General features: G+C 73.9%; 15 protein-coding genes. 9 read left to right on the top strand and 6 right to left on the bottom strand.

Going from position 1 to position 18,571, the window contains the following annotated elements; genetic code table 11:
- Positions 1-68 precede the first annotated feature (68 nt).
- Positions 69-1,400: an O-antigen ligase family protein gene (locus ACGFIR_RS08695; protein ID WP_393143996.1), complete on the bottom strand. Its 1,332-nt coding sequence runs from the start codon at positions 1,398-1,400 to the stop codon at positions 69-71.
- Between the two features lie 293 nt (positions 1,401-1,693).
- On the opposite strand from ACGFIR_RS08695, the gene ACGFIR_RS08690 reads away from it, so the two are divergent.
- The 5 genes from ACGFIR_RS08690 to ACGFIR_RS08670 all read left to right on the top strand — a co-directional run bounded on the left by ACGFIR_RS08690 (position 1,694) and on the right by ACGFIR_RS08670 (position 7,792).
- Positions 1,694-2,632 carry an NAD-dependent epimerase/dehydratase family protein gene (locus ACGFIR_RS08690; RefSeq protein WP_393144702.1) on the top strand — a complete coding sequence of 313 codons (939 nt, stop codon included), beginning with the start codon at positions 1,694-1,696 and terminating at the stop codon, positions 2,630-2,632.
- Positions 2,633-2,729: 97 nt separating this feature from the next.
- Positions 2,730-4,088: a lipopolysaccharide biosynthesis protein gene (locus ACGFIR_RS08685; protein WP_393143994.1), complete on the top strand. Its 1,359-nt coding sequence runs from the start codon at positions 2,730-2,732 to the stop codon at positions 4,086-4,088.
- On the top strand, positions 4,085-5,422 hold the full coding sequence (locus ACGFIR_RS08680) for a glycosyl transferase family 1 (protein ID WP_393143992.1): 1,338 nt from the start codon (positions 4,085-4,087) through the stop codon (positions 5,420-5,422). The genes ACGFIR_RS08685 and ACGFIR_RS08680 overlap by 4 nt, the downstream gene beginning before the upstream one ends.
- Positions 5,419-6,636: a glycosyltransferase gene (locus ACGFIR_RS08675; protein WP_393143990.1), complete on the top strand. Its 1,218-nt coding sequence runs from the start codon at positions 5,419-5,421 to the stop codon at positions 6,634-6,636. Before ACGFIR_RS08680 ends, ACGFIR_RS08675 begins: the two co-directional genes overlap by 4 nt.
- 1 nt (position 6,637) lies before the next feature.
- The gene (locus ACGFIR_RS08670) at positions 6,638-7,792 is read left to right on the top strand and encodes a glycosyltransferase family 4 protein (RefSeq protein ID WP_393143988.1); all 1,155 of its coding nucleotides are present in this window, start codon (positions 6,638-6,640) and stop codon (positions 7,790-7,792) included.
- Here ACGFIR_RS08670 and ACGFIR_RS08665 read toward each other — a convergent pair.
- Positions 7,679-9,082, bottom strand: coding sequence for an O-antigen ligase family protein (locus tag ACGFIR_RS08665; RefSeq protein WP_393143986.1), 1,404 nt, complete (start codon positions 9,080-9,082; stop codon positions 7,679-7,681). The two genes, ACGFIR_RS08670 and ACGFIR_RS08665, sit on opposite strands and share 114 nt — an antisense overlap.
- 132 nt (positions 9,083-9,214) lie before the next feature.
- On the opposite strand from ACGFIR_RS08665, the gene ACGFIR_RS08660 reads away from it, so the two are divergent.
- The 4 genes from ACGFIR_RS08660 to wecB are packed head-to-tail and all read left to right on the top strand — an operon-like array spanning position 9,215 to position 13,732.
- On the top strand, positions 9,215-10,255 hold the full coding sequence (locus ACGFIR_RS08660) for a polysaccharide biosynthesis protein (protein WP_393006075.1): 1,041 nt from the start codon (positions 9,215-9,217) through the stop codon (positions 10,253-10,255).
- Positions 10,249-11,376 carry an NAD-dependent epimerase/dehydratase family protein gene (locus ACGFIR_RS08655; protein ID WP_393143984.1) on the top strand — a complete coding sequence of 376 codons (1,128 nt, stop codon included), beginning with the start codon at positions 10,249-10,251 and terminating at the stop codon, positions 11,374-11,376. The genes ACGFIR_RS08660 and ACGFIR_RS08655 overlap by 7 nt, the downstream gene beginning before the upstream one ends.
- Positions 11,373-12,611 carry a glycosyltransferase family 4 protein gene (locus ACGFIR_RS08650; protein WP_393143982.1) on the top strand — a complete coding sequence of 413 codons (1,239 nt, stop codon included), beginning with the start codon at positions 11,373-11,375 and terminating at the stop codon, positions 12,609-12,611. Before ACGFIR_RS08655 ends, ACGFIR_RS08650 begins: the two co-directional genes overlap by 4 nt.
- Positions 12,608-13,732, top strand: coding sequence for a non-hydrolyzing UDP-N-acetylglucosamine 2-epimerase (wecB, locus tag ACGFIR_RS08645; protein ID WP_393143980.1), 1,125 nt, complete (start codon positions 12,608-12,610; stop codon positions 13,730-13,732). Before ACGFIR_RS08650 ends, wecB begins: the two co-directional genes overlap by 4 nt.
- Before the next feature lie 258 nt (positions 13,733-13,990).
- Here wecB and ACGFIR_RS08640 read toward each other — a convergent pair whose 3' ends face one another.
- The 4 genes from ACGFIR_RS08640 to ACGFIR_RS08625 all read right to left on the bottom strand — a co-directional run bounded on the left by ACGFIR_RS08640 (position 13,991) and on the right by ACGFIR_RS08625 (position 18,546).
- Complete coding sequence (locus tag ACGFIR_RS08640) at positions 13,991-15,862, bottom strand: polysaccharide biosynthesis protein (protein WP_393143978.1); 1,872 nt, start codon at positions 15,860-15,862, stop codon at positions 13,991-13,993.
- 148 nt (positions 15,863-16,010) lie between these two features.
- Complete coding sequence (locus tag ACGFIR_RS08635; protein ID WP_393143976.1) at positions 16,011-16,652, bottom strand: acetyltransferase; 642 nt, start codon at positions 16,650-16,652, stop codon at positions 16,011-16,013.
- A complete protein-coding gene (locus ACGFIR_RS08630; RefSeq protein WP_393143974.1) occupies positions 16,649-17,797 on the bottom strand; it encodes a DegT/DnrJ/EryC1/StrS family aminotransferase in 1,149 nt (382 codons plus the stop codon). Before ACGFIR_RS08630 ends, ACGFIR_RS08635 begins: the two co-directional genes overlap by 4 nt.
- The gene (locus tag ACGFIR_RS08625) at positions 17,794-18,546 is read right to left on the bottom strand and encodes a sugar transferase (protein WP_393143972.1); all 753 of its coding nucleotides are present in this window, start codon (positions 18,544-18,546) and stop codon (positions 17,794-17,796) included. The genes ACGFIR_RS08630 and ACGFIR_RS08625 overlap by 4 nt, the downstream gene beginning before the upstream one ends.
- Between the last annotated feature and the right edge of the window lie 25 nt (positions 18,547-18,571).

The raw sequence follows: 18,571 nt of genomic DNA, 5'->3' as shown, positions 1-18,571 counted from the left end.
CCCCCTGCCGGCGGTGATCCTCTCGGTGGCCGCAGTGGGCCGAGCCGATTGCCCACGTCGCTCGACGGTCAGCTCCGTCGGGTCGTCGCGTGCCCCGTCCGGTACGTCGGGAGCCGCCCCGGCAGGAAGGCGTCGGACCGCCGACGTCGGCGGCGGCCACGGCGCGGCGTCGCCAGTGCCACGGGCAGCCGGGACCAGAGGCCGAGCACCAGCCAGGCGACCGGCGAGATCTCCCAGTGCCCGCTGAGCCAGATGGGGGTCCACCCGACGATCAGGGCCCCGGCCAGCATCGCGTTGCGGCGCCCGGACCCTGGCGCGGCGCCCGCGAGCACACCCGCGATCAGCGCGATGAAGATGACGATCCCCACCAGGCCGACGTCGTTGCCGAGCGTGAGCAGCAACGAATGCGCACCGATGCCGAAGTAGGGGTTCACGCTCGGGAAGGCGCCGACGCCGATGCCCACGAGCGGCGACTCCCAGAAGGTGGCCTCGGCGATCGGCCAGACGAGCAGCCGCCCGGAGAGGTCGTCCAACGGTCTGCTGAAGAGGGCGTCCAGCAACTCGGGACGGTGGCGGCCAAGGTGGCCGAAGGGCACGACCGCCAGCAGGAGGGCCGACACCGCCGCCGACCAGGCCCAGGCGTCGCGGTGGAAGAGGGCCAGGAGCAGGTAGCCGGCGACGGCGGCGAGCGCGACGAGGCTGGCCCGGGTGCCGGTCAGCGCGATCGCGTGCACGAGCAACGGAAGGAGCGCCCAGAGCACGGCGCGGACGAGCCGGTTTCCGGCGCGGGCCACCAGCAGCATGACGCAGACGAGTGCGCCGCTGGTCAACGCGTAGGCGGTGTAGTTGACCCCCACGTTGTCGAGACCGACGCGCAGCACCGGTTCTTCGCTCTCGCCCGCGAGAACGACCTGGACCGCCGTCCAGGTCGTACCGCTGAGCAGGGCGGCGGCCACGGCCAGCAGCCGTCCCCGGGTCGTCAGCACGTGCCGGGCGGCGATCAGCAGGAGCGTGACCGTCCACCAGGACCGCACCGCCGTCTGACTGGCGGTCGGGTCGCGGGTCCAGATCAGGGTCGCGGTGATCCAGCCGCAGAGCAACAGCCCCAGGTAGTCCACCGGCCCGAGCCGGGGAACCCGTCCACTGCCGAGCAGCGCGAGCCCGGCCAGCCACAGCCCTGACGCGTACACCGGGGCGGGGTCGGCGGGCGCGAGCGCGGCGGCGAGGCCGATCGGCAGCACGCCGAGCCAGGTCAACCCCCAGCGCGGCGGCGCGGGCGCGGCGTGTGCGGGGCCGGCCGTGCGTTGTGCGGGCACGCGGCTGCGGGGCATCCGGCTGCCGGGCGCCCGCGTCGCCGACCGGTCCCGCACGGCCGTGCCCGCGCCGTTCCGTCGGCTCACGGATCTCCTCCTTCGCGGGGCCGCGTCCGGTCGTCGCCCGCCGTCCGACCGATCGCCGCCCGGCGGTACGACGCGGCGTCGGCCGACCGGAGTGGGCGTGTCCGTCTCGGGAGGGTCAACGAGGAAGTTGATCCGAGGTGGTGTCCACGCGCGACCCACCTGCCCTGACATGCGGCCGTGACCTTCGCGGGCTGCCCGTCGTTGACCGGTTTGCGAGCGCAAAACGGGCATTTCACCCTGCCGGCGCCGGTACGGCGGGCAGCACGCGACATCGGGGGAGACAGTTGAAGATCGTGGTCACCGGCGGAGCCGGCTTCATCGGCTCGAACCTGGTCCGCGCGCTCGCCGAGCAGCCGCGGATCAGCGAGCTCGTGGTGGTCGACGACCTGTCGACCGGTTCGCTGGACAACCTGCTGGACGCGCCCGCCCGCGTCCTCACCGGCTCGGTCTGCGACCCGGACGTGCTCGACGACGCGCTGCCGGGCGCCGCCAGCGTCGTGCACCTCGGCGGCCTCGGGTCGGTGCCCACCTCGATCGAGGATCCGCTGCGCAGCCACCACGCCAACGCCACGGGGACGGTGAGCGTGCTGGAGGCGGTACGCCGCCACGGCGTGCCACACGTGGTGGTGGCCTCCTCCTCCTCGGTGTACGGGTCGGCTCCGGGCCTGCCCCGGCACGAAGCGCTGCGGCCCATGCCGGTGAGCCCCTACGCGGTGTCCAAGCTCGCCACCGAGACCTACACCCTCGCCTACGCTGCCTGCTTCGGCATCCAGGTGCTCCCGTTCCGCTTCTTCAACGTGTACGGGCCCCGGCAGGATCCCGGGCACGCCTACGCCGCCGTGGTGCCGAGGTTCATCGCCGCCGCACTCGACGGCCGGCCCCTGACGCTGCACGGCGACGGCCGGCAGACCCGCGACTTCACCTACGTCGCCGACGTCACCGACGTCATCGCCGACGCCGTGGTGCGCCGGGTCGGCGCGGCCGACGTGGTCAACCTGGCGTTCGGCACCCGCACGTCGCTGCTCGAACTGGCCGCCGAGCTGGAGGTCGTGTTCGGCCGGCCGCTCGAGCTGGAGCACGGCCCGCCGCAGCCGGGCGACGTCCGTGACTCGCAGGCCGACTGCGCCCGGCTGCGGGAACTGTTCCCCGCCGTCCGGCCGCGCTCGCTGCGCACCGGTCTGCGGGCCACCGTCGAGTGGCAGGCGGCTGCTCGCGCGCTGAGCCGCGTCTAGGGCGGCCGGAACGATGCACCGCGCCGTCACGGAGCCGGCCGACGCTCGTCCCGCGCCGGTCGATCCCGGGGCGGCTGATCCCGCGTCAGCCGATCCCGTGGCGGTCGACCCCGCGTCGGCCGACCGGGTCCGCGACCGGAGGCTGGTTGCCGGCATCGCGACGTCGGTCGGCAGCCGGGCGGTCGGCGCCGCCGTACCGCTGCTGCTGCTTCCGCTCACCCAGCGGTACCTCGGCACGGAGCTGTTCGGCCTGTGGCAGGCGGTGACGGCACTCACCGCGATGGCGGCCTTCGCCGATCTCGGCCTCGGGAACGGGCTGATGACCAAGCTGGCGGACGCCCACGCCCGGGGCGACGTCACGCAGGCCAGACGCTACGTCTCCACCGCCTACCTGACCCTGGCCGGCGCGGCGGGTGCGGCCTGCGCCGCCCTCTGGATCGGAGCGCTCGCCGTTCCGTGGGCCGCCGTGTTCAACCTGCCCGACGCGGAGCTGGTGCCGACGGCCCGCGCCATGACGCTGGTCTGCCTGACCGTCTTCATCCTCAACGTGCCGATGTCGCTGGTCGTGCGGGTGCAGTACGGCGTCCAGCAGGTCGCCCGGGCCAACTCGTGGCAGCTGGCCGGTTCCCTGCTCTGCCTGCCGCTGACCCTGGTCGCCGTGGCGCTCGACGCCGCGCCGGTGACCGTGGTGGCCGCGGCGGTGAGCGGTCCGCTGCTGGGCAACGCGGTGAACAGCCTGTGGCTCTACACCCGACGGATGCCGGAGCTGGCCCCGTCGCCGCGGTGCGTGGAGGCCTCCGCAGCCCGGGCGCTGCTCCGGCTGGGCGGGATGTTCCTGCTGCTCACGGCGGTGCTGACGGTCGCGACCAACACCGACCCGCTGATCGTCGCCCAGACCCACGGCCTGGCCGACGTGGCCGTGTTCGCCGTGGCCGCCCGCCTGTTCACCCAGCTCGGGCTGCTCATGTCGATGGCGACCACGGCGTTGTGGCCGGCGCACGCCGAGGCGCTGGCCCACGGGCGGGTGGCGTGGGTCCGCCGCCTCACCGGCCGGATGACCCTCGCCGCCGCGGCAGCCGTCGGGCTGCCCAGCGTCGTGGTGGTGCTCGTCGGCGGGCAACCGCTGGCCGCGCTGATGGGGATGGCACACGCGCCGGACCGGTGGCTGCTCGCCGGCCTCGGCGCCTGGTGGACGGTGCTCGCGGTGGCCTCGCCCTGGTTCATGGTGCAGAACGCCGCCGGGGTGGTCCGCCCGCAGCTCGCCGGCTGGACGGCGCACCTCGTCATGGCGGTGCCGCTGAAGTGGTGGGGCGCCGGGGCGCTGGGGCTGGCCACGGTGCCGTGGCTGGGCGCGGCCGTCGGGCTGGTGACGGTGGTCCCGGCGGCGCTGCTGGGTTACCGCCAGGCCGTGGGCCGGGCCCGACCGGCGGCGTACGGGCAGCGGGTCACGGTATGAGCGGGCAGCCGGACCTGCCCCGCGTCCTCGTCGTCGGGGCGGAGCCCTTCCAGGCCACCACGGGCAGCGGCGTCACGCTGGCCAACCTCTTCGAGGGGTGGCCCCGGGACCGGCTCGCGCAGGTCTACACCGCCGCCGTGGAGCCCTCCACCGAGGTCTGCTCCCGGTTCCATCGGGTCGACCCGCGCAGCAGCCCCGTCGACCACTACGGACGGCGCCTGCTCGGCCGCGGTGGCGGGCTGTGGGAGCGGGACGATCCGGCGATCGGGGCGATACCGGTGTCGGCGGGGGCGCCCTCGTCGGCCCGGCTGCACGCCGAACTGCGGGCCCTGGCCGATCTGAGCCCGCTGCGGGTGGCCGGCCGGTTGGCCGGGTGGGTCCGGGCGTTCCGACCCGACGTGATCTATTCGATGCTGGGCAGCGTCCGGATCATGCGGCTGGCCGACCGGCTGGCCCGGTGCGGTGGCGCACCCCTGGTGCCCCACTTCATGGACGACTGGCCGGCGACCCTCTACGCCTCCGGCGAGCTGCTCGGCTACGGGCAGCGCTCGGTCCGGCGCCACCTGGACCGGGTCATGGACCGCTGCGTCGGCGGCCTGTGCATCAGCGACGCGATGGCCAGCGAGTACGAGCGGCGGTACGACCGGTCGTTCGCGGCGTTCGCCAACTGCGTCGACGAGAGCGCCTTCGTCGAACCGGTGGACGGCTCGGCGCAGCCCGGGGCGCTGCGCCTGAGCTACGTGGGGGGCCTGCACCTCGACCGCTGGGCGGCGCTGCGTCAGGTCGGCCTCGCCCTCGGCGACCTGCCCGGCGACCTGCCTCCACCGCGGTTGACGGTGCACGCGCCCGAGGCGGACCTGGCCCGCTACCGGGACCGGTTCGCCGACTGCCCGCAGGTCCAGCTCGGCGCGCCCCTGCGTGGCGCGGAGGTCACCCGCGCGTTGGCCGGGGCGGACGTCCTGGTGCATGTGGAGTCGTTCCGGCCGGAGCTGCGGCGCTACACCCGTTTCTCGCTCTCCACCAAGATCCCCCAGTACCTGGCCGCCGGGCGACCCGTCCTGGCGTACGGGCCGGGAGAGCTCGCCTCCATGCGGCACCTCGATGCCGCCGGGGCCGCCGTGGGGGTGGACGTCGAGGACCGGAGACAGCTGCGGCAGGCCCTCGAACGGCTGTGCCGCGACGGTGCCCTGCGCGGCCGACTGGCCCGTGCCGGGCACGACTGGGCGCGGCGCCATCACAGCAGGGGTCAGGTGGCCCGGGCCTTCGCCGCCCGCCTGACGGAGGTCTCCGCCGTGGCCGTACCCGGCCCGGTGTCGGAAAGGACGGCGCGGTGACTGATTCATCCGACTGGGTGGCCTACGTGGGACCGTTCCGCTACCCGTGGGGCGAGGCCTGCTCCCGGCGGGTCGACGGGATCGCCCGGTCGCTGGCCCTGGCCGGCCGGCACGTGGTGGTGGTCGGCGGTGAGCACACCCCGGCCGAGCCTCGACCCGTCGAGGTCGCGGCGGGGCCGGGCACGATAACCCACGTCGGAGTGGGCGAGCTGCCGCCCGCCGGGGCGAGCCCGGCGGCCAGGGCGACCCAGGTGCTGCTCCGCTGGGGGGCGAGGACGGTCGCGTGGCTGGCGGCGCAACCGACCCGGCCCTCGCACGTCGTGGTCTACGGGGGCGGGACGCCGTACATGGTCCACCTGCGCCGGTGGTGCCGGCGCCACGGGGTGCCGCTGGTGGTCGACGTGGTCGAGTGGTACAGCCCCCGGCAGCTGGCCGGCGGGGCGCTGGGTCCCCTGCACCTGTCGGCGAAGCTCGCCCTGCGCCACCACTATCCGCGCTGCTCCGGCGTCATCGCCATCAGCACCCTGCTCGAGGAGCACTTCCGGCGGCGGGGCTGCCCGGTGGTGCGGGTGCCGCCGACCCTCGACGTGCGGCAGTTGGCGGTCGCACCACAGCTCCCGCCCACCGAGCGCGACGAGCTCACCCTGGTCTACGCCGGCACCCCCGGGCGCAAGGATCTGCTCGGCACCGTCGTCCAGGCGGTCGAGGCGGTGGCGCGCTCCGGCGCGCGGCTGCGACTGCGGGTGGTGGGGCCGTCCCGCCGACAGCTGCGGGACCTGCTCGGCGCCGAGCCGCCGGAGATGGTGGAGGTCGTCGGCCGGGTACCGCAGTGGACTGTGCCGCAACTGCTGCGCGAGGCCGACTTCACCGTCCTGCTCCGGCCGCCGGCACGGTACGCCAACGCCGGATTCCCCACGAAGGTCTGCGAGTCGATGGCGAACGGCACCCCGGTGATCTGCAACCTGACCAGCGATCTGGGCCGCTACCTGGAGGACGGCGTCAACGCCCTGGTCTGCGCCGACCACTCCGTGAACGCGCTGGCGGCGACGCTGCACCGGGCGGTGCGGCTGACCGCCGAGGAACGGCTGCTGATCCGTAAGGCCGCCCGGGAGCAGGCGCTGGACTCCTTCGACGTCCGGGTGTACGCACAGCCGCTGGCGCGCCTGCTCGACACCGTACGGGAGACGTCGGGCGCCGGACACGGGGGACGCTGAGATGCCGGAGCGGATGCGGGTGTGCGTGGTCGGGCCGCTGCCGCCACCGATGGGGGGCATCGCCCGTGGGGTGGCGTTGCTGGCCAGCCGGTTCCGTGACGATCCGCTGTTCCGGATCGAGGTGATCGATATCGCCCAGCGCTGGCGTGGCGTGCACGAGTTGACGCCGGGCCGGCGCCTGGTCGCGGGGATGCGCCAGGTCACGGCCGGTGCCGTGGCGCTGCGCCGCACTCTGGCCGCCGGCCGGGCCGACGTCGTGCACCTCAACTCGGCCGGTGGCCCCGGCGTGCTCCGGGACCTGGCGCTGCTGTCCATCGCCCGGGCGTACCGGCGACCGGCGATCTACCACCTGCACTTCGGGCGGATTCCCGAGATCGCCGGGCGCGACAGCCGGGAGTGGCGGTTGCTGGCCACGGCGATGCGTCTGGCGACGGCCGTCGTGGTGCTCGACGGGGCGTCCGAGGCCATCGTCCGCAGCCGGGTCCCCACGGCGTGGGCGCAGCGGTTGCCGAACGGTGTGGACCTCGACCGGCTCCCGGCACCACGCCGGGACCCCGGGCCGGCGGAACGCACGGTGCTGTTCGTCGGATGGGTCCTGCCCGCCAAGGGCGTCGAGGATCTGCTGGCCGCGTGGCGGACGGCGGCGCAACCGCGCTGGCGGCTGCTCTTCGTCGGCCCCGTCGACCCGGCCTACCTGCGATCGGTGACCGAACGGCACCGGCCGCCGGCGTCGGTGTCCTTCCTGGGCGAGCTGCCGCACGCGGACGTCCTCGCCATGATGGGCCGCTGCGACCTGTTCGTCCTGCCCAGCCACACCGAGGGGTTCCCCAACGTCGTGGTCGAGGCGATGGCGCTCGGCTGCCCGGTCGTCGCCACCGACGTGGGAGCGATCGCCGAGATCCTCGGCGACGGCAGCGGGGTGGTCGTCGCGCCCTCGGATCCCGCCGGCCTCGCCGCGGCGCTGCGGAGGCTGATGACCGATCCGGTGCGTCGTGCCGAGCTGACCGACCGGGCCCGGGCCCGGGTGCACCGGCTCTACCGGCTACAGAGCGTGCTGCGCCAGTACGCCGACCTGTGGCGCCGGGTGGGCGGGACCCGCCAGCGGAACCTCCGACCGCCGGCCGCCGAGCCGGGGAGGCACCGCGTCCGGTCCTGACCGGTCGGCCCGGCGGTGCCGGCCACCGGCGCCCGTCGGGTTGGCCGTGAGGGCGGGCACGAGCGAGACCAACGCCAGCGGCAGCCAGGCGGCCATGGCGGACTCCCAGTGGCCGGTGAGCCAGATCGGCAGGAACGTCACCAGGAACAGCCCGGCCAGCCGCGCGCCGGGCCGGGAGGCGTTCCCGACGGGCCGTACGGCGGCGGTCAGGACGGCCGCGTAGCACAGCACGCCGATGAGCCCGAGGTCGGCGCCGAGGGTGAGCAGCAGGCTGTGGGCGCCGATTCCCCAGGAACTGACCGCCGTGAACGCGCCCGCCCCGATCCCGGCGAGCGGGGACTGCCACCAGACAGCGACGGCCTCGGGCCAGACCAGCATCCGGCCGGCGAGGTCACCGGTCGCCCGGTCGGCGACGAGGCCGTCGAGGCGCAGCAGCGTCGCCTCGCCCATGCCGAGCGGTATCAGGATCAGGGCCGCCGGGACGACGAACGCGGCCACCCGCCAGCACGTGCGGGGCGCCGCCCGGCTGCACAGCAGGTACGCGGCCCCGAGCACCAGCGCGGCCAGCGCGCCTCGCGTGCCGCTGAGCAGCACCGCGTAGCCCAGCAGCGGCACGCTCGCGTAGAGCACGACGCGGGCCGCGCGGGGCAGCCCGCCGACGGCTCCCATCAACAGCGCCAGCAGGATCCCGGCGACCATCGTGTAGGCGGTCAGGTTGATGTTGAATCCCTCGATGCCGTACCGGATGGTGAGGTCGAAGGCGCCCGCCCGGCCGGTAGGACCGGTGAGCGAGGGCTCCCGGATCAGCTCGACCGCGCGGAGGAGGCACCCGGCGAGGAACGCGCCGCCGACCGCGAGCAGGTCCCGGGTGGTCGTCACGACGTGCCGTACGGCGATCAGCAGCAGTACGCAGGTGCCGTACAGGTAGACGGCGCTGCGGGTCGCCGACGTGTCGACCGTCCAACCGAGGCTGGCGACCACCCACGCGCCGAACAGCACGGCGAGCACGTCGACCGGTCCCGGGCGGGGCATCCGCCCACTGAGGACGACGGCGAGCAGCAGGGCGGGACCCAGATAGGTCTGGTCCACCGACCAGCACGCCAGGAAGGCGACGCCGCTGACGAGCGCGACGCTGGCCAGGGTGGCGTAGCGCCGGGGTGCCCGCCGCCGGTGCGTACCGAGCGGACGGGCGGATCCGGACAGGAGGCCTGGATGTACGTCGCCCACGCTGAAGCCCTTCGGGTCGGTGACCAGGCGGGATATTGACTGCTCCGTCAGTATCTCACCCATATCGAAACTAAACGGGCATTCGTAGTGATTGTCAGGTGAAAGGCGTTTCTCTGGGACGGGAGTGGTCGTTCCTCACAACGAACCCGCCAGGTGGACGGGGGCGGGCACGTCGGATCCGACATGGGAGCGGGAGTGACCAGAAATTTCAACGGCCAGCGGGTGCTCATCACCGGCGGCACGGGTTCCTTCGGCAAGACGATGGTGCGCCGGCTCCTCGACCACGGCATCGGCGAGGTCCGGGTGCTCAGCCGGGACGAGGCCAAACAGGACGACATGCGCCGCATGCTCGGCGACGACCGGGTCCGCTACCACGTCGGGGACGTGCGCGACTACGACTCGGTGCTGCGGGCCAGCCGGGGCATCGACTACGTCTTCCACGCGGCGGCCCTCAAGCAGGTGCCCTCGTGCGAGTTCTTCCCGCTGGAGGCGGTGCGGACCAACGTCCTGGGCAGCGCCAACGTCGTCGAGGCGGCGGAGCGCAACGGGGTCGCCTCCGTGGTCGTACTGAGCACCGACAAGGCCGTGCATCCCGTCAACGCGATGGGGATGAGCAAAGCCATGATGGAGAAGGTCGCCCAGGCGCACGCCCGGAACAACCCGCACAGCGCGACCACGGTCTCCTGCGTCCGGTACGGCAACGTCATGTACTCGCGCGGCTCGGTGATCCCGCTGTTCATCGAGCAGATCAAGGCGGGCCGGGCGCCGACGGTGACGGACCCGGGGATGACCCGCTTCCTGATGTCGCTGGCCGACTCGGTCGAGCTGGTCGAGCACGCCTTCCAGCACGCCCGGCCCGGCGACATCTTCATCCGCAAGGCCGCCGCCTGCACCATCGGCGACCTGGCCGAGGCGGTCTGCCAACTCTTCGACGCGCCCGCGAAGCTCGACGTGATCGGCGTACGGCACGGCGAGAAGCAGGACGAGACGCTGGCCAGCCGTGAGGAACTGGCCCAGGCGGACGACTTCGGCGACTTCCTCCGGGTGCCGCTGGACGCCCGCGACCTCAACTACGCGCTCTACGTCTCCGAGGGAGAGGTCGACCAGGGGCCGCCGGAGGACTTCAACTCCGCCAACGCGCCCCGGCTGGGCGTACCGGAGATCGTCGAGCTGCTGAGGACGCTGCCGGAGATCCGCGCGGAGCTGGCCCTGCGGGACCCGGTGCTGGCGTGCTGAGGCTGGCCGTCACCGGCGCCGGCGGCTTCCTCGGCTGGCACGCGCGGGTGCTGCTGCGCGTCCTCGGCTGGCCGGAGCCGGTCGTCGTCACCCGGGCCGACCTGACCGACCCGGAACGGGTCGCGACGAAGCTCGACGGCGTCGACCGGGTGCTGCACCTGGCCGGGGTGAACCGGGGCGAGCCGGCCGACGTGGCCGCCGGCAACGTGCAGCTCGCCGCCCAGCTCGCGCAGGGCCTCAAGCACTGCCCGACGCCACCCGGCGCGGTGGTCTACGCCAACTCGGTGCAGGCCGGCAACGGCACCCCGTACGGCGACGCCAAGGCCGCCGCCGCCGGCATCCTGGCCGACACGGGCCTGCCCGTCGACGACGTCCTGCTGCCCAACCTGTACGGCGAACACGGCCAACCGTTCTACAACTCCGCGGTCGCGACGTTCTGCCGGCTGCTCGCCGAGGGCGGGCAGCCGGAGGTGCACGGCGACCGCGAGCTGAGCCTCGTGCACGTCACCGACGCGGCGTCCCGGCTCGTCGGCGTCCCGGCCGGTGGCTCGTGGGACCCCGCCATGCCGGCGCTGCGGACCGGCGTACGGGCGCTGGCCGACCGGCTCGCCCACGTCGCCGCCACCTACCGGACGGGCGAGCTCCCGGCCCTGCTGGACCGGCACGACGTACGGCTGTTCAACACCTACCGCTCGCACTGCTTCCCGGCGCACTACCCGCTGGCGCTGCCGCGCCGGGCGGACGCCCGGGGCGAACTGGTCGAGACGGTGAAGGTGTACGGGGGCGGCGGCCAGACGTTCTGCTCCACGACCCGTCCCGGCATCACCCGGGGGGAACACTTCCACCTGGCGAAGGTGGAGCGCTTCGTCGTGCTGCGGGGTTCGGCGGAGATCAGCCTGCGCAGGGTCGGCCACACCGACGTGGTGCGCTTCGGAGTCTCCGGCGACGAGCCGGTGCTCGTCGACATGCCCACGATGTGGGCGCACAAGCTGGTCAACACCGGCCCGGACGAACTGGTCACCATGTTCTGGACCAACGAGCTGTTCGACCCGGGCCGGCCGGACACCTGGCCCGAGCCGGTGGAGCCGGCCCGACCGGAGCGCGCGGTGACCGCCGCGTGAGGATCGGCCTGGTCAGCCAGTGGTACCCGCCCGAAGGGGTGTTCGTCCCCGGCAACCTGGCGCGTCAACTGGCCGGACGGGGCCACGACGTGCGGGTGCTCACCACCTTCCCGAGCTATCCGCACGGCCGGATCTTCCCCGGCTGGCGGCAGCGCTGGCGACACACCGAGACGGACGGGCCGGTCGCCGTGCGGCGGGTGCCCGCCTACCCGAGCCACGACACGTCCGCCGCCCGGCGCGCGCTGAGCCACCTGTCCTTCGGGGCCAGCAGCGCGCTGGGCGGCGTCGGCTGGTTGGCGGGCGTCGACGTCACCTACGTCTACCACCCGCCACCCACCTCCGTCGCCGCGGCGGCGCTCGCCCGCCTGGCCCGGCGTACGCCGATCGTCCTGCACGTGCAGGACCTGTGGCCGGAGTCGGTGCTCGGTTCGGGCATGGCGCCCGTCGGCCGGGCTGGTCGGGCCCTGGAACGCGGCGTCGGCGCGCTGATGCGCGCGACGTACCGCCTGGCCGGCGCCGTCGTGGTGATCTCGCCGGCGATGGCCGAGCTGGTCGTGGCCCGGGGCGCGGACCCGGACCGGGTCCGGGTGGTGTGGAACTGGACCGACGACGCGCTGTTCCGGCCGGTGCCGGCCACCGACGAGGCCCGCGCGGTCCTCGGCCACCGGGGGCGCTGCACCGTGATGTTCGCCGGCAACATCGGCCTGTTGCAGGGGATCGGGACCGCGATCCGGGCGGCGGCCGCCGTGCGCGACCGGATCGACCTGGTCATCGTGGGCTCGGGGGCCGGCGAGGAGGCCGCCCGCCGGCTCGCCGCCGACCTCGGCGCCGACAACGTGCGGTTCGTCGGCCGGCAGCCCGCCGACCGGATGGCCGTGCTGTACGCGGCCGCCGACTGGCAGCTGATCTGCCTGCGCGACCTGCCGGCGCTGCGCGGCAGCGTCCCGTCGAAGTTGCAGGCCGCGCTGGCCTGCGGCAGCCCGGTGATCGCGTCCCTGGGCGGCGACGCCGCGGCGCTGGTCCGCTCGGCCGGGGTCGGCCTGGTCTGCCCGCCGGGGGACTGGCGCGCGCTCGCCGCACGCTTCTCCGTCGCGGCGGCCGAGTCCGCGGACGTACGGGCGGAACTCGGCCGGCGGGCCCGACGGGTCTACCAGGAGCGCATGTCGCTGCGGGTGGGCGTGGACCAGTTCGAGGACATCATGACCAAGCTGGCAGCAGAGAGAGGACGGGCATGACCCGGATCATGACGGTGGTCGGCACCCGACCGGAGATCATCCGACTGTCCCGGGTGATCGCCCGGCTCGACGACACGGTGGACCACCTGCTGGTGCACACCGGACAGAACTGGGACAGCACGCTCTCCGACGTCTTCTTCAAGGAGCTGCGGCTGCGCGATCCGGACCGGTTCCTCCGGGTGGACACGTCGTCGCTCGGCCGGGTGCTGGGCGGGGTGCTGGTCGGCATGGAGGCGGCGATCGCCGAGACGCGACCCGACGCGCTGCTCGTGCTCGGCGATACCAACAGCTGCATCGCCGCACTGATGGCCCGACGGATGCGGGTGCCGGTCTACCACATGGAGGCCGGCAACCGCTGTTTCGACCTCAACGTGCCCGAGGAGACCAACCGGCGGCTGGTCGACCACGTCGCCGACTTCAACCTGGTCTACACCGAGCACGCCCGGCGCAACCTGCTGGCCGAGGGGCTGCACCCGCGCCGGATCCTGCACACCGGCTCGCCCATGCGGGAGGTGCTGGAGCACTACCGGCCCGACATCACGGCGTCGGGCGTCCTGCGCCAGCTCGACCTGACGCCCGGCCGGTACTTCGTGGTCAGCGCGCACCGCGAGGAGAACGTGGACCAGCCGGCCCGCCTCCAGCGTCTGCTGGACTGCCTCACGGCCGTCCGGAACCGGTGGGGGCACCCGGTGCTGGTCTCCACGCACCCGCGTACCCGCAAGCGGCTGGAGGCGCTGGCGCCGGACGCGAGCGCCCTCGACGGCATCGCGTTCCACGAGCCGTTCGGCCTCTTCGACTACGTGCACCTGCAGACCCGGGCCTTCTGCACGCTCTCCGACAGCGGCACGATCAGCGAGGAGGCCGCGATCCTCGGCTTCCCCGCCGTGACGTTGCGCGAGTCGATCGAGCGGCCCGAGGCGCTGGACGCCGGCGGGATCATCATGACCGGGCTCGACCCGCAGGGCGTCGTCGAGGCGGTCGAGGTCACGGTGGCCCAGGTCGCCGCCCAGGGTGTGCCCTGCCCCGTTGACTACCAGGTCCCGGACACCTCCCGCCGCGTGGTCGACTTCATCCTCTCCACCGTCCGCCGGCACCACGACTGGGCGGGCATCCGCCGCTGAGCCGGACCGATCGGCCCGTCATCCCGCGCGCCGCAGGTCACGCCGACCACCAGGGCCGGCGACCGGAGCTTCCGGTCGCCGGCCCTCGCCGCGTGCGGCCGTCCGGCCGGGCCGACGACCGGAAGCTGGTCGTGACCAGGCCCCACGGCCAGGGCGGTCGGACGCCCAGCAGCCCGATGCCGGGTCTCCCAGAATCCACCACCGACACGGACGCCGCCGACCCGACGGGTCGGCGGCGTACCGAGAGCAGCGGCAGGGTCAGCGCGACAGCGGCACCTGCACCGAGGGGCGGGGGACCGGCCCGACCGGGTGGGCGCAGAGTTGGGCGAGCTGCGCGATGATCTTCGCCGGCTCGTCGTACGGGTCGAGGCCGCTGACCTCCATCGGGTCCAGGGCGGGCACCGCGACGTGCGAGACCAGCGGGTGCAGCGGCCGGGCGTCGGTCTCGCCCGTGCCGAACAGGTCCTCGTGCAGCTTCTCGCCGGGGCGTAGTCCGGTGTAGACGATCGGCACGTTGCTGTCGGCCTGTTCGGCCATCTGCCGGGCCAGGTCGGCGATGCGTACCGGCTCACCCATGTCCAGCACCAGCGCCTCGCCGTCGCGGCCGATCTCGGCGGCCTGCAACACCAGGTGCACCGCCTCCTGCACCGTCATCAGGTAGCGCGTCACCTCCGGGTGGGTGACGGTGAGCGGGTGGCCCAGCTCGATCTGCCGCTGGAACGCCGTCAGCACCGACCCGCGGCTGCTCAGCACGTTGCCGAAGCGGACGCTGAGGAAGGTGCCCGGGAACCGGGAGGCGGCGTGCGCGGTCAGCCGTTCGGTGATCCGCTTCGAGTAGCCGAGGACGCTGATCGGGTCGGCCGCCTTGTCCGTGCTGATGTTGACGAACCGGGCCACGTCACGGCAGGCGTCGAGCACGGCGAGGGTGCCCCAGACGTTCGTCTTCACCGCCTCGCCGGGGTGCCGCTCCAGCAGCGTGAGGTGCTTGAGGGCGGCGGCGTGGAAGATGACGTCCGGCCGGCGCTCCCGGATGATGCGCCGGACACCCTCGTCGTCGCGGAGATCGGCGAGGATCAGCTCGGGACCGTCCAGCATGGCCCGGCCGGTCAGCGACATCTGCAGGCTGTGCAGGGCCGACTCGTCGCGGTCGAGCATCATCAACTCGCCCGGGTCCGTCTTCATCAGCTGCCGGCACAGCTCGGAGCCGATGGAGCCGCCGGCGCCGGTGACCAGGATCCGTCGGCCGCTGAGCCCGTCGCCGCTCAGCGCCATGTCGGCCACGACCTGCCGGCGGCCGAGCAGGTCGTCGATCTGCACGTCGCGTACGTCGGTGACCGTGATCCGGTGGTCGACGAGGTCCCGGACAGGCGGCAGCACCTTGAACGCCGCCCCGGTCTGGAGGGTGGCCTCGCGGATCTGCCGGATCAGCGCGGCGTCGGCGTTGGCGACGGAGAAGATCACCGTCGTCGCCCCGGTACGTCGTACGGCCGCCGCCACGTCCTGCCGGCCGCCGAGCACGCGTACCCCGCCGATGCGCAGGTCCCGCTTGTCGGGGTCGTCGTCGAGGGCGCCCACGGGCCGGTAACGCCCCCGTGGATCGCCGAGCATCGCGCGCAGCAGCCCCTGCCCGGCGTCGCCGAGCCCGAAGAGCAGCACGGGGTTGGAGGAGCGGGCGTCCGGCCGCATCGCGAGGTCTCGACGGTGCCGGTAGGTGAACCGGGCGGTCAGCATGAACAGCAGCGCCAGGGCGCCGCCCACCAGCGGCGTGCTCGCCGGCACCGGCCGTACGCCGGCGGGCAGCAGACCGATCAGCATGATCCCGGCCGTGGTGGCCGCCGTGCCGGCGACTCCCTGCACCTCCTGGAGGCTGCCCAGGGGGTGGCGTCCGGAGTAGATCCGGCGGACCGCCGCGACGGCCACGTGCACGACGGCGGCGAGGGCGCCGCAGGCGGCGGCGCGCGCGAGCTGGTCCGATGCCAGGTCGAGTTCGTAGCGGAACCAGACCGCGGCGACGAATCCGCCGACCCAGGCGGTGCTGTCGGTGGCGAGGAATCCGATGGTGCGGCGACGCGCCCTGGCCCGGTGTGAACTCTGTTCACCGAGTCGGGTGGCCTCTGTTTCGGGCGGCATCTGTGCTCCCTGTCCGTCTCCGAGGGCTTTCGCGCAGGGCGAAAGGAGCTTTAGGGCTCTTTAGGTTGATACATGCCCGAACATGATTTTTGGCGTCTTTCGGGTTCGATGACCGAATTTTCGCCCATGGGGCCGAGGGCTCGTCGGGTCAACGGGCGGGTACGCCCTTGACCACGACACCGTCCGGCACGTCCCGTACGACGCAGGCGCCCGCCCCGACGGTGGCGTCGCGGCCGACCCGCAGGCCCTGCAACACCGCCGCCGTCGTCCCGACGAGCACCCCCTCCGCCAGGCGGCAGTCGCCGGACACGGCGGCCAGCGGGTTCACCGACACGAAGTCGGCGAGGGCGCAGTCGTGCCCGACCGTGGCGTTCTGGTTGAGGTGCACGTGCCGGCCGAGCGTGACGTTGGTGGTGACCCGGGCCCCCGCGAAGGCGACGAAGCCCGGCCCGTGCACCGTGTCCGGCCCGATCGTCGCCGCCGGATGCACGAGGCTCGCCGCCGGCGTGCCGTACGCGTCGACCCGGGCGGCGACGGCCCGCCGGACGCGCGGATCGCCGATGCCGATGACGTGGTGCGTCTCCGGCGGGGCGTCGCGCAGCCAGGCGACCCCGCCGAGGTAGGGCACCTCCAGTCGCTGCACCCGCTTCAGGTTCTCCTCGGCGGGCCGGTCGTCGACGAACCCGAGCAGGTGCCAGCGGGGCCTGCCGGCGGCGTCCATCGCCCGGGCGATCGTGAGCACCTCCCGGCCGTGCCCGCCGCAGCCGACGACCACCAGGGGGACCGTCACGCCGTCGACGCTCCCGTACGGGCCGTCAGGAACTCGTCGACGGCGGTGAGGACGTGGCCGACCTGGCGCTCGTTCAGGGCGCTGCCGCTGGGCAGGGCCAGCCCGTCGGCGAAGAGCCGCTCGGCCACCCCGGTGACGAGGTGCTCGGCGTCGGCGTACGCCGGTTGCAGGTGCATCGGCTTCCAGACCGGACGGGTCTCGATCTCCCGCGCGGCCAGGTGGGCGCCCAGGTCGGCGGCCCGCCAGCCGGCCCGCTCCGGGTCGACCGCGATGGTGGTCAGCCAGCAGTTGGAGCCCGGATCGTCCATGCCGAGCAGTCGCACACCCGGGATCGGGGCGAAGAGCTTGGCGTACTGGTCGCGCAGGCGCCGGCGCCGGGCGATCATCCCGTCCAACCGGACGAGCTGGGCGCGGCCCAGCGCGGCGAGCAGGTTGCTCAGCCGGTAGTTGTAGCCCGTCTCGCGGTGCTCGTAGTGCGGCGTCGGCTCGCGGGCCTGCGTCGACAGGAACCGGGCCCGGGCGAGCAGCGCCGTGTCGTCGGAGACCAGCATCCCGCCGCCCGACGTGGTCATGATCTTGTTGCCGTTGAAGGAGAGGATGCCGACCTGCCCGAACGAGCCGGCCGGCCGGCCGTGATGGGTCGCGCCGAGGGCCTCCGCGGCGTCCTCGACGACCGGTACGCCCGCCGCCGCGCAGACCGGGGCCAGCGCGGTGTGGTCGGCGCAGCTGCCGAAGAGGTCGACGGGCACCACCGCCCCGACGCGCTGCCCCCGCAGGGTCAGGGTCCGGATCAGCTCGTCCACGAGGCCCACGTCCACGTTTCCGGAGTGCGGGTCGCAGTCGACGAAGACCGGGCGGGCGCCGACGTAGCGGACCGCGTTCGCGGTCGCCACGAACGTCAGCGTCGGCACGACGACCACGTCCCCCGGCCCGACCCCCACCCCGAGCAGGGCCAGGTGCAGCGCGGCCGTGCCGGAACTCACGGCGACGGCCCCCCGGGTGCCCACCCGCGCGGCGACCTCGCGCTCGAAGGCGTCGAGATCCGGCCCGACAGGCGCGACCCATCCGGACCGCAGGGCCGCGACGACGTACGACTCCTCCAGCGGGCCGACGTCGGGCGGGGACAGGTGGATAGTTCCACTCACCGGCCACCCCCGGCGGAGACGGTCAGGGCGGCGTCCGGTCCCGGTGTGGCGGGCACGAGTCCCGGTGTGGCGGGCACGAGTCCGGGGGCGGCGGGCGCGGGTCCCGGTGTGGCGGGCACACGCGCGGGTGTGCCGAGGAACTCGGGCGCCGTGGCCGAGCCCGCCGCGGAGATCCCCTCGCGGCGCAGCACGGTGCGGACGGTCGCGGCGAGGATCGACAGGTCCAGCCGCAGGCTGCGGTGGTCGACGTACCAGACGTCCAGGTCCAGCTTCTCCTCCCAGCCCAGGCTGTTGCGGCCACGCACCTGCGCCAGCCCGGTGACGCCCGGCCGGACCTCGTGACGGCGGGCCTGGGTGGGGGAGTAGCGCGGCAGGTACTCGGTGAGCAGGGGTCGGGGGCCGACCAGGCTCATGTCGCCGCGCAGCACGTTCCACAGGGTCGGCAGCTCGTCCAGGCTGGTGGAGCGCAGGAACCGCCCTAGCGGCGTCAGCCGGTCCCCGTCGTGCACCCGTCCCCGTCGGGGGTCGGGCGGAAGCATGGTGCGGAACTTGACCAGCTCGAACACCCGGCCGTGCCGTCCCGCGCGCGGCTGCCGGAACAGCACCGGCCGGCCGAGTCCCGCCGCGACCAGCACGGCCACGACGAGGAGAAGCGGCGCGGCCAGTACGAGCAGCACCGCCGCCGCCAGGACGTCGATCGCCCGCTTGAGCGCCTCCGGTCGTTGCGCGAGGCTCTCCGGTGTCTTCACGGAACCAGGCAAGGTCTCGACCTCC

The sequence above is a fragment of the Micromonospora sp. NPDC049051 genome, from assembly GCF_043197575.1.
Lineage (GTDB): Bacteria > Actinomycetota > Actinomycetes > Mycobacteriales > Micromonosporaceae > Micromonospora.
This window is presented reverse-complemented; position numbering and strand designations above follow the sequence as displayed.

Bases quoted from the DNA above. Each gene is read 5' to 3' on its own strand.
- ACGFIR_RS08680 (WP_393143992.1), top strand. From the start codon at position 4,085: ATGAGCGGGCAGCCGGACCTGCCCCGCGTCCTCGTCGTCGGGGCGGAG.
- ACGFIR_RS08670 (WP_393143988.1), top strand. From the start codon at position 6,638: ATGCCGGAGCGGATGCGGGTGTGCGTGGTCGGGCCGCTGCCGCCACCG.
- ACGFIR_RS08665 (WP_393143986.1), bottom strand. From the start codon at position 9,082: ATGGGTGAGATACTGACGGAGCAGTCAATATCCCGCCTGGTCACCGAC.
- wecB (WP_393143980.1), top strand. From the start codon at position 12,608: ATGACCCGGATCATGACGGTGGTCGGCACCCGACCGGAGATCATCCGA.
- ACGFIR_RS08640 (WP_393143978.1), bottom strand. From the start codon at position 15,862: ATGCCGCCCGAAACAGAGGCCACCCGACTCGGTGAACAGAGTTCACAC.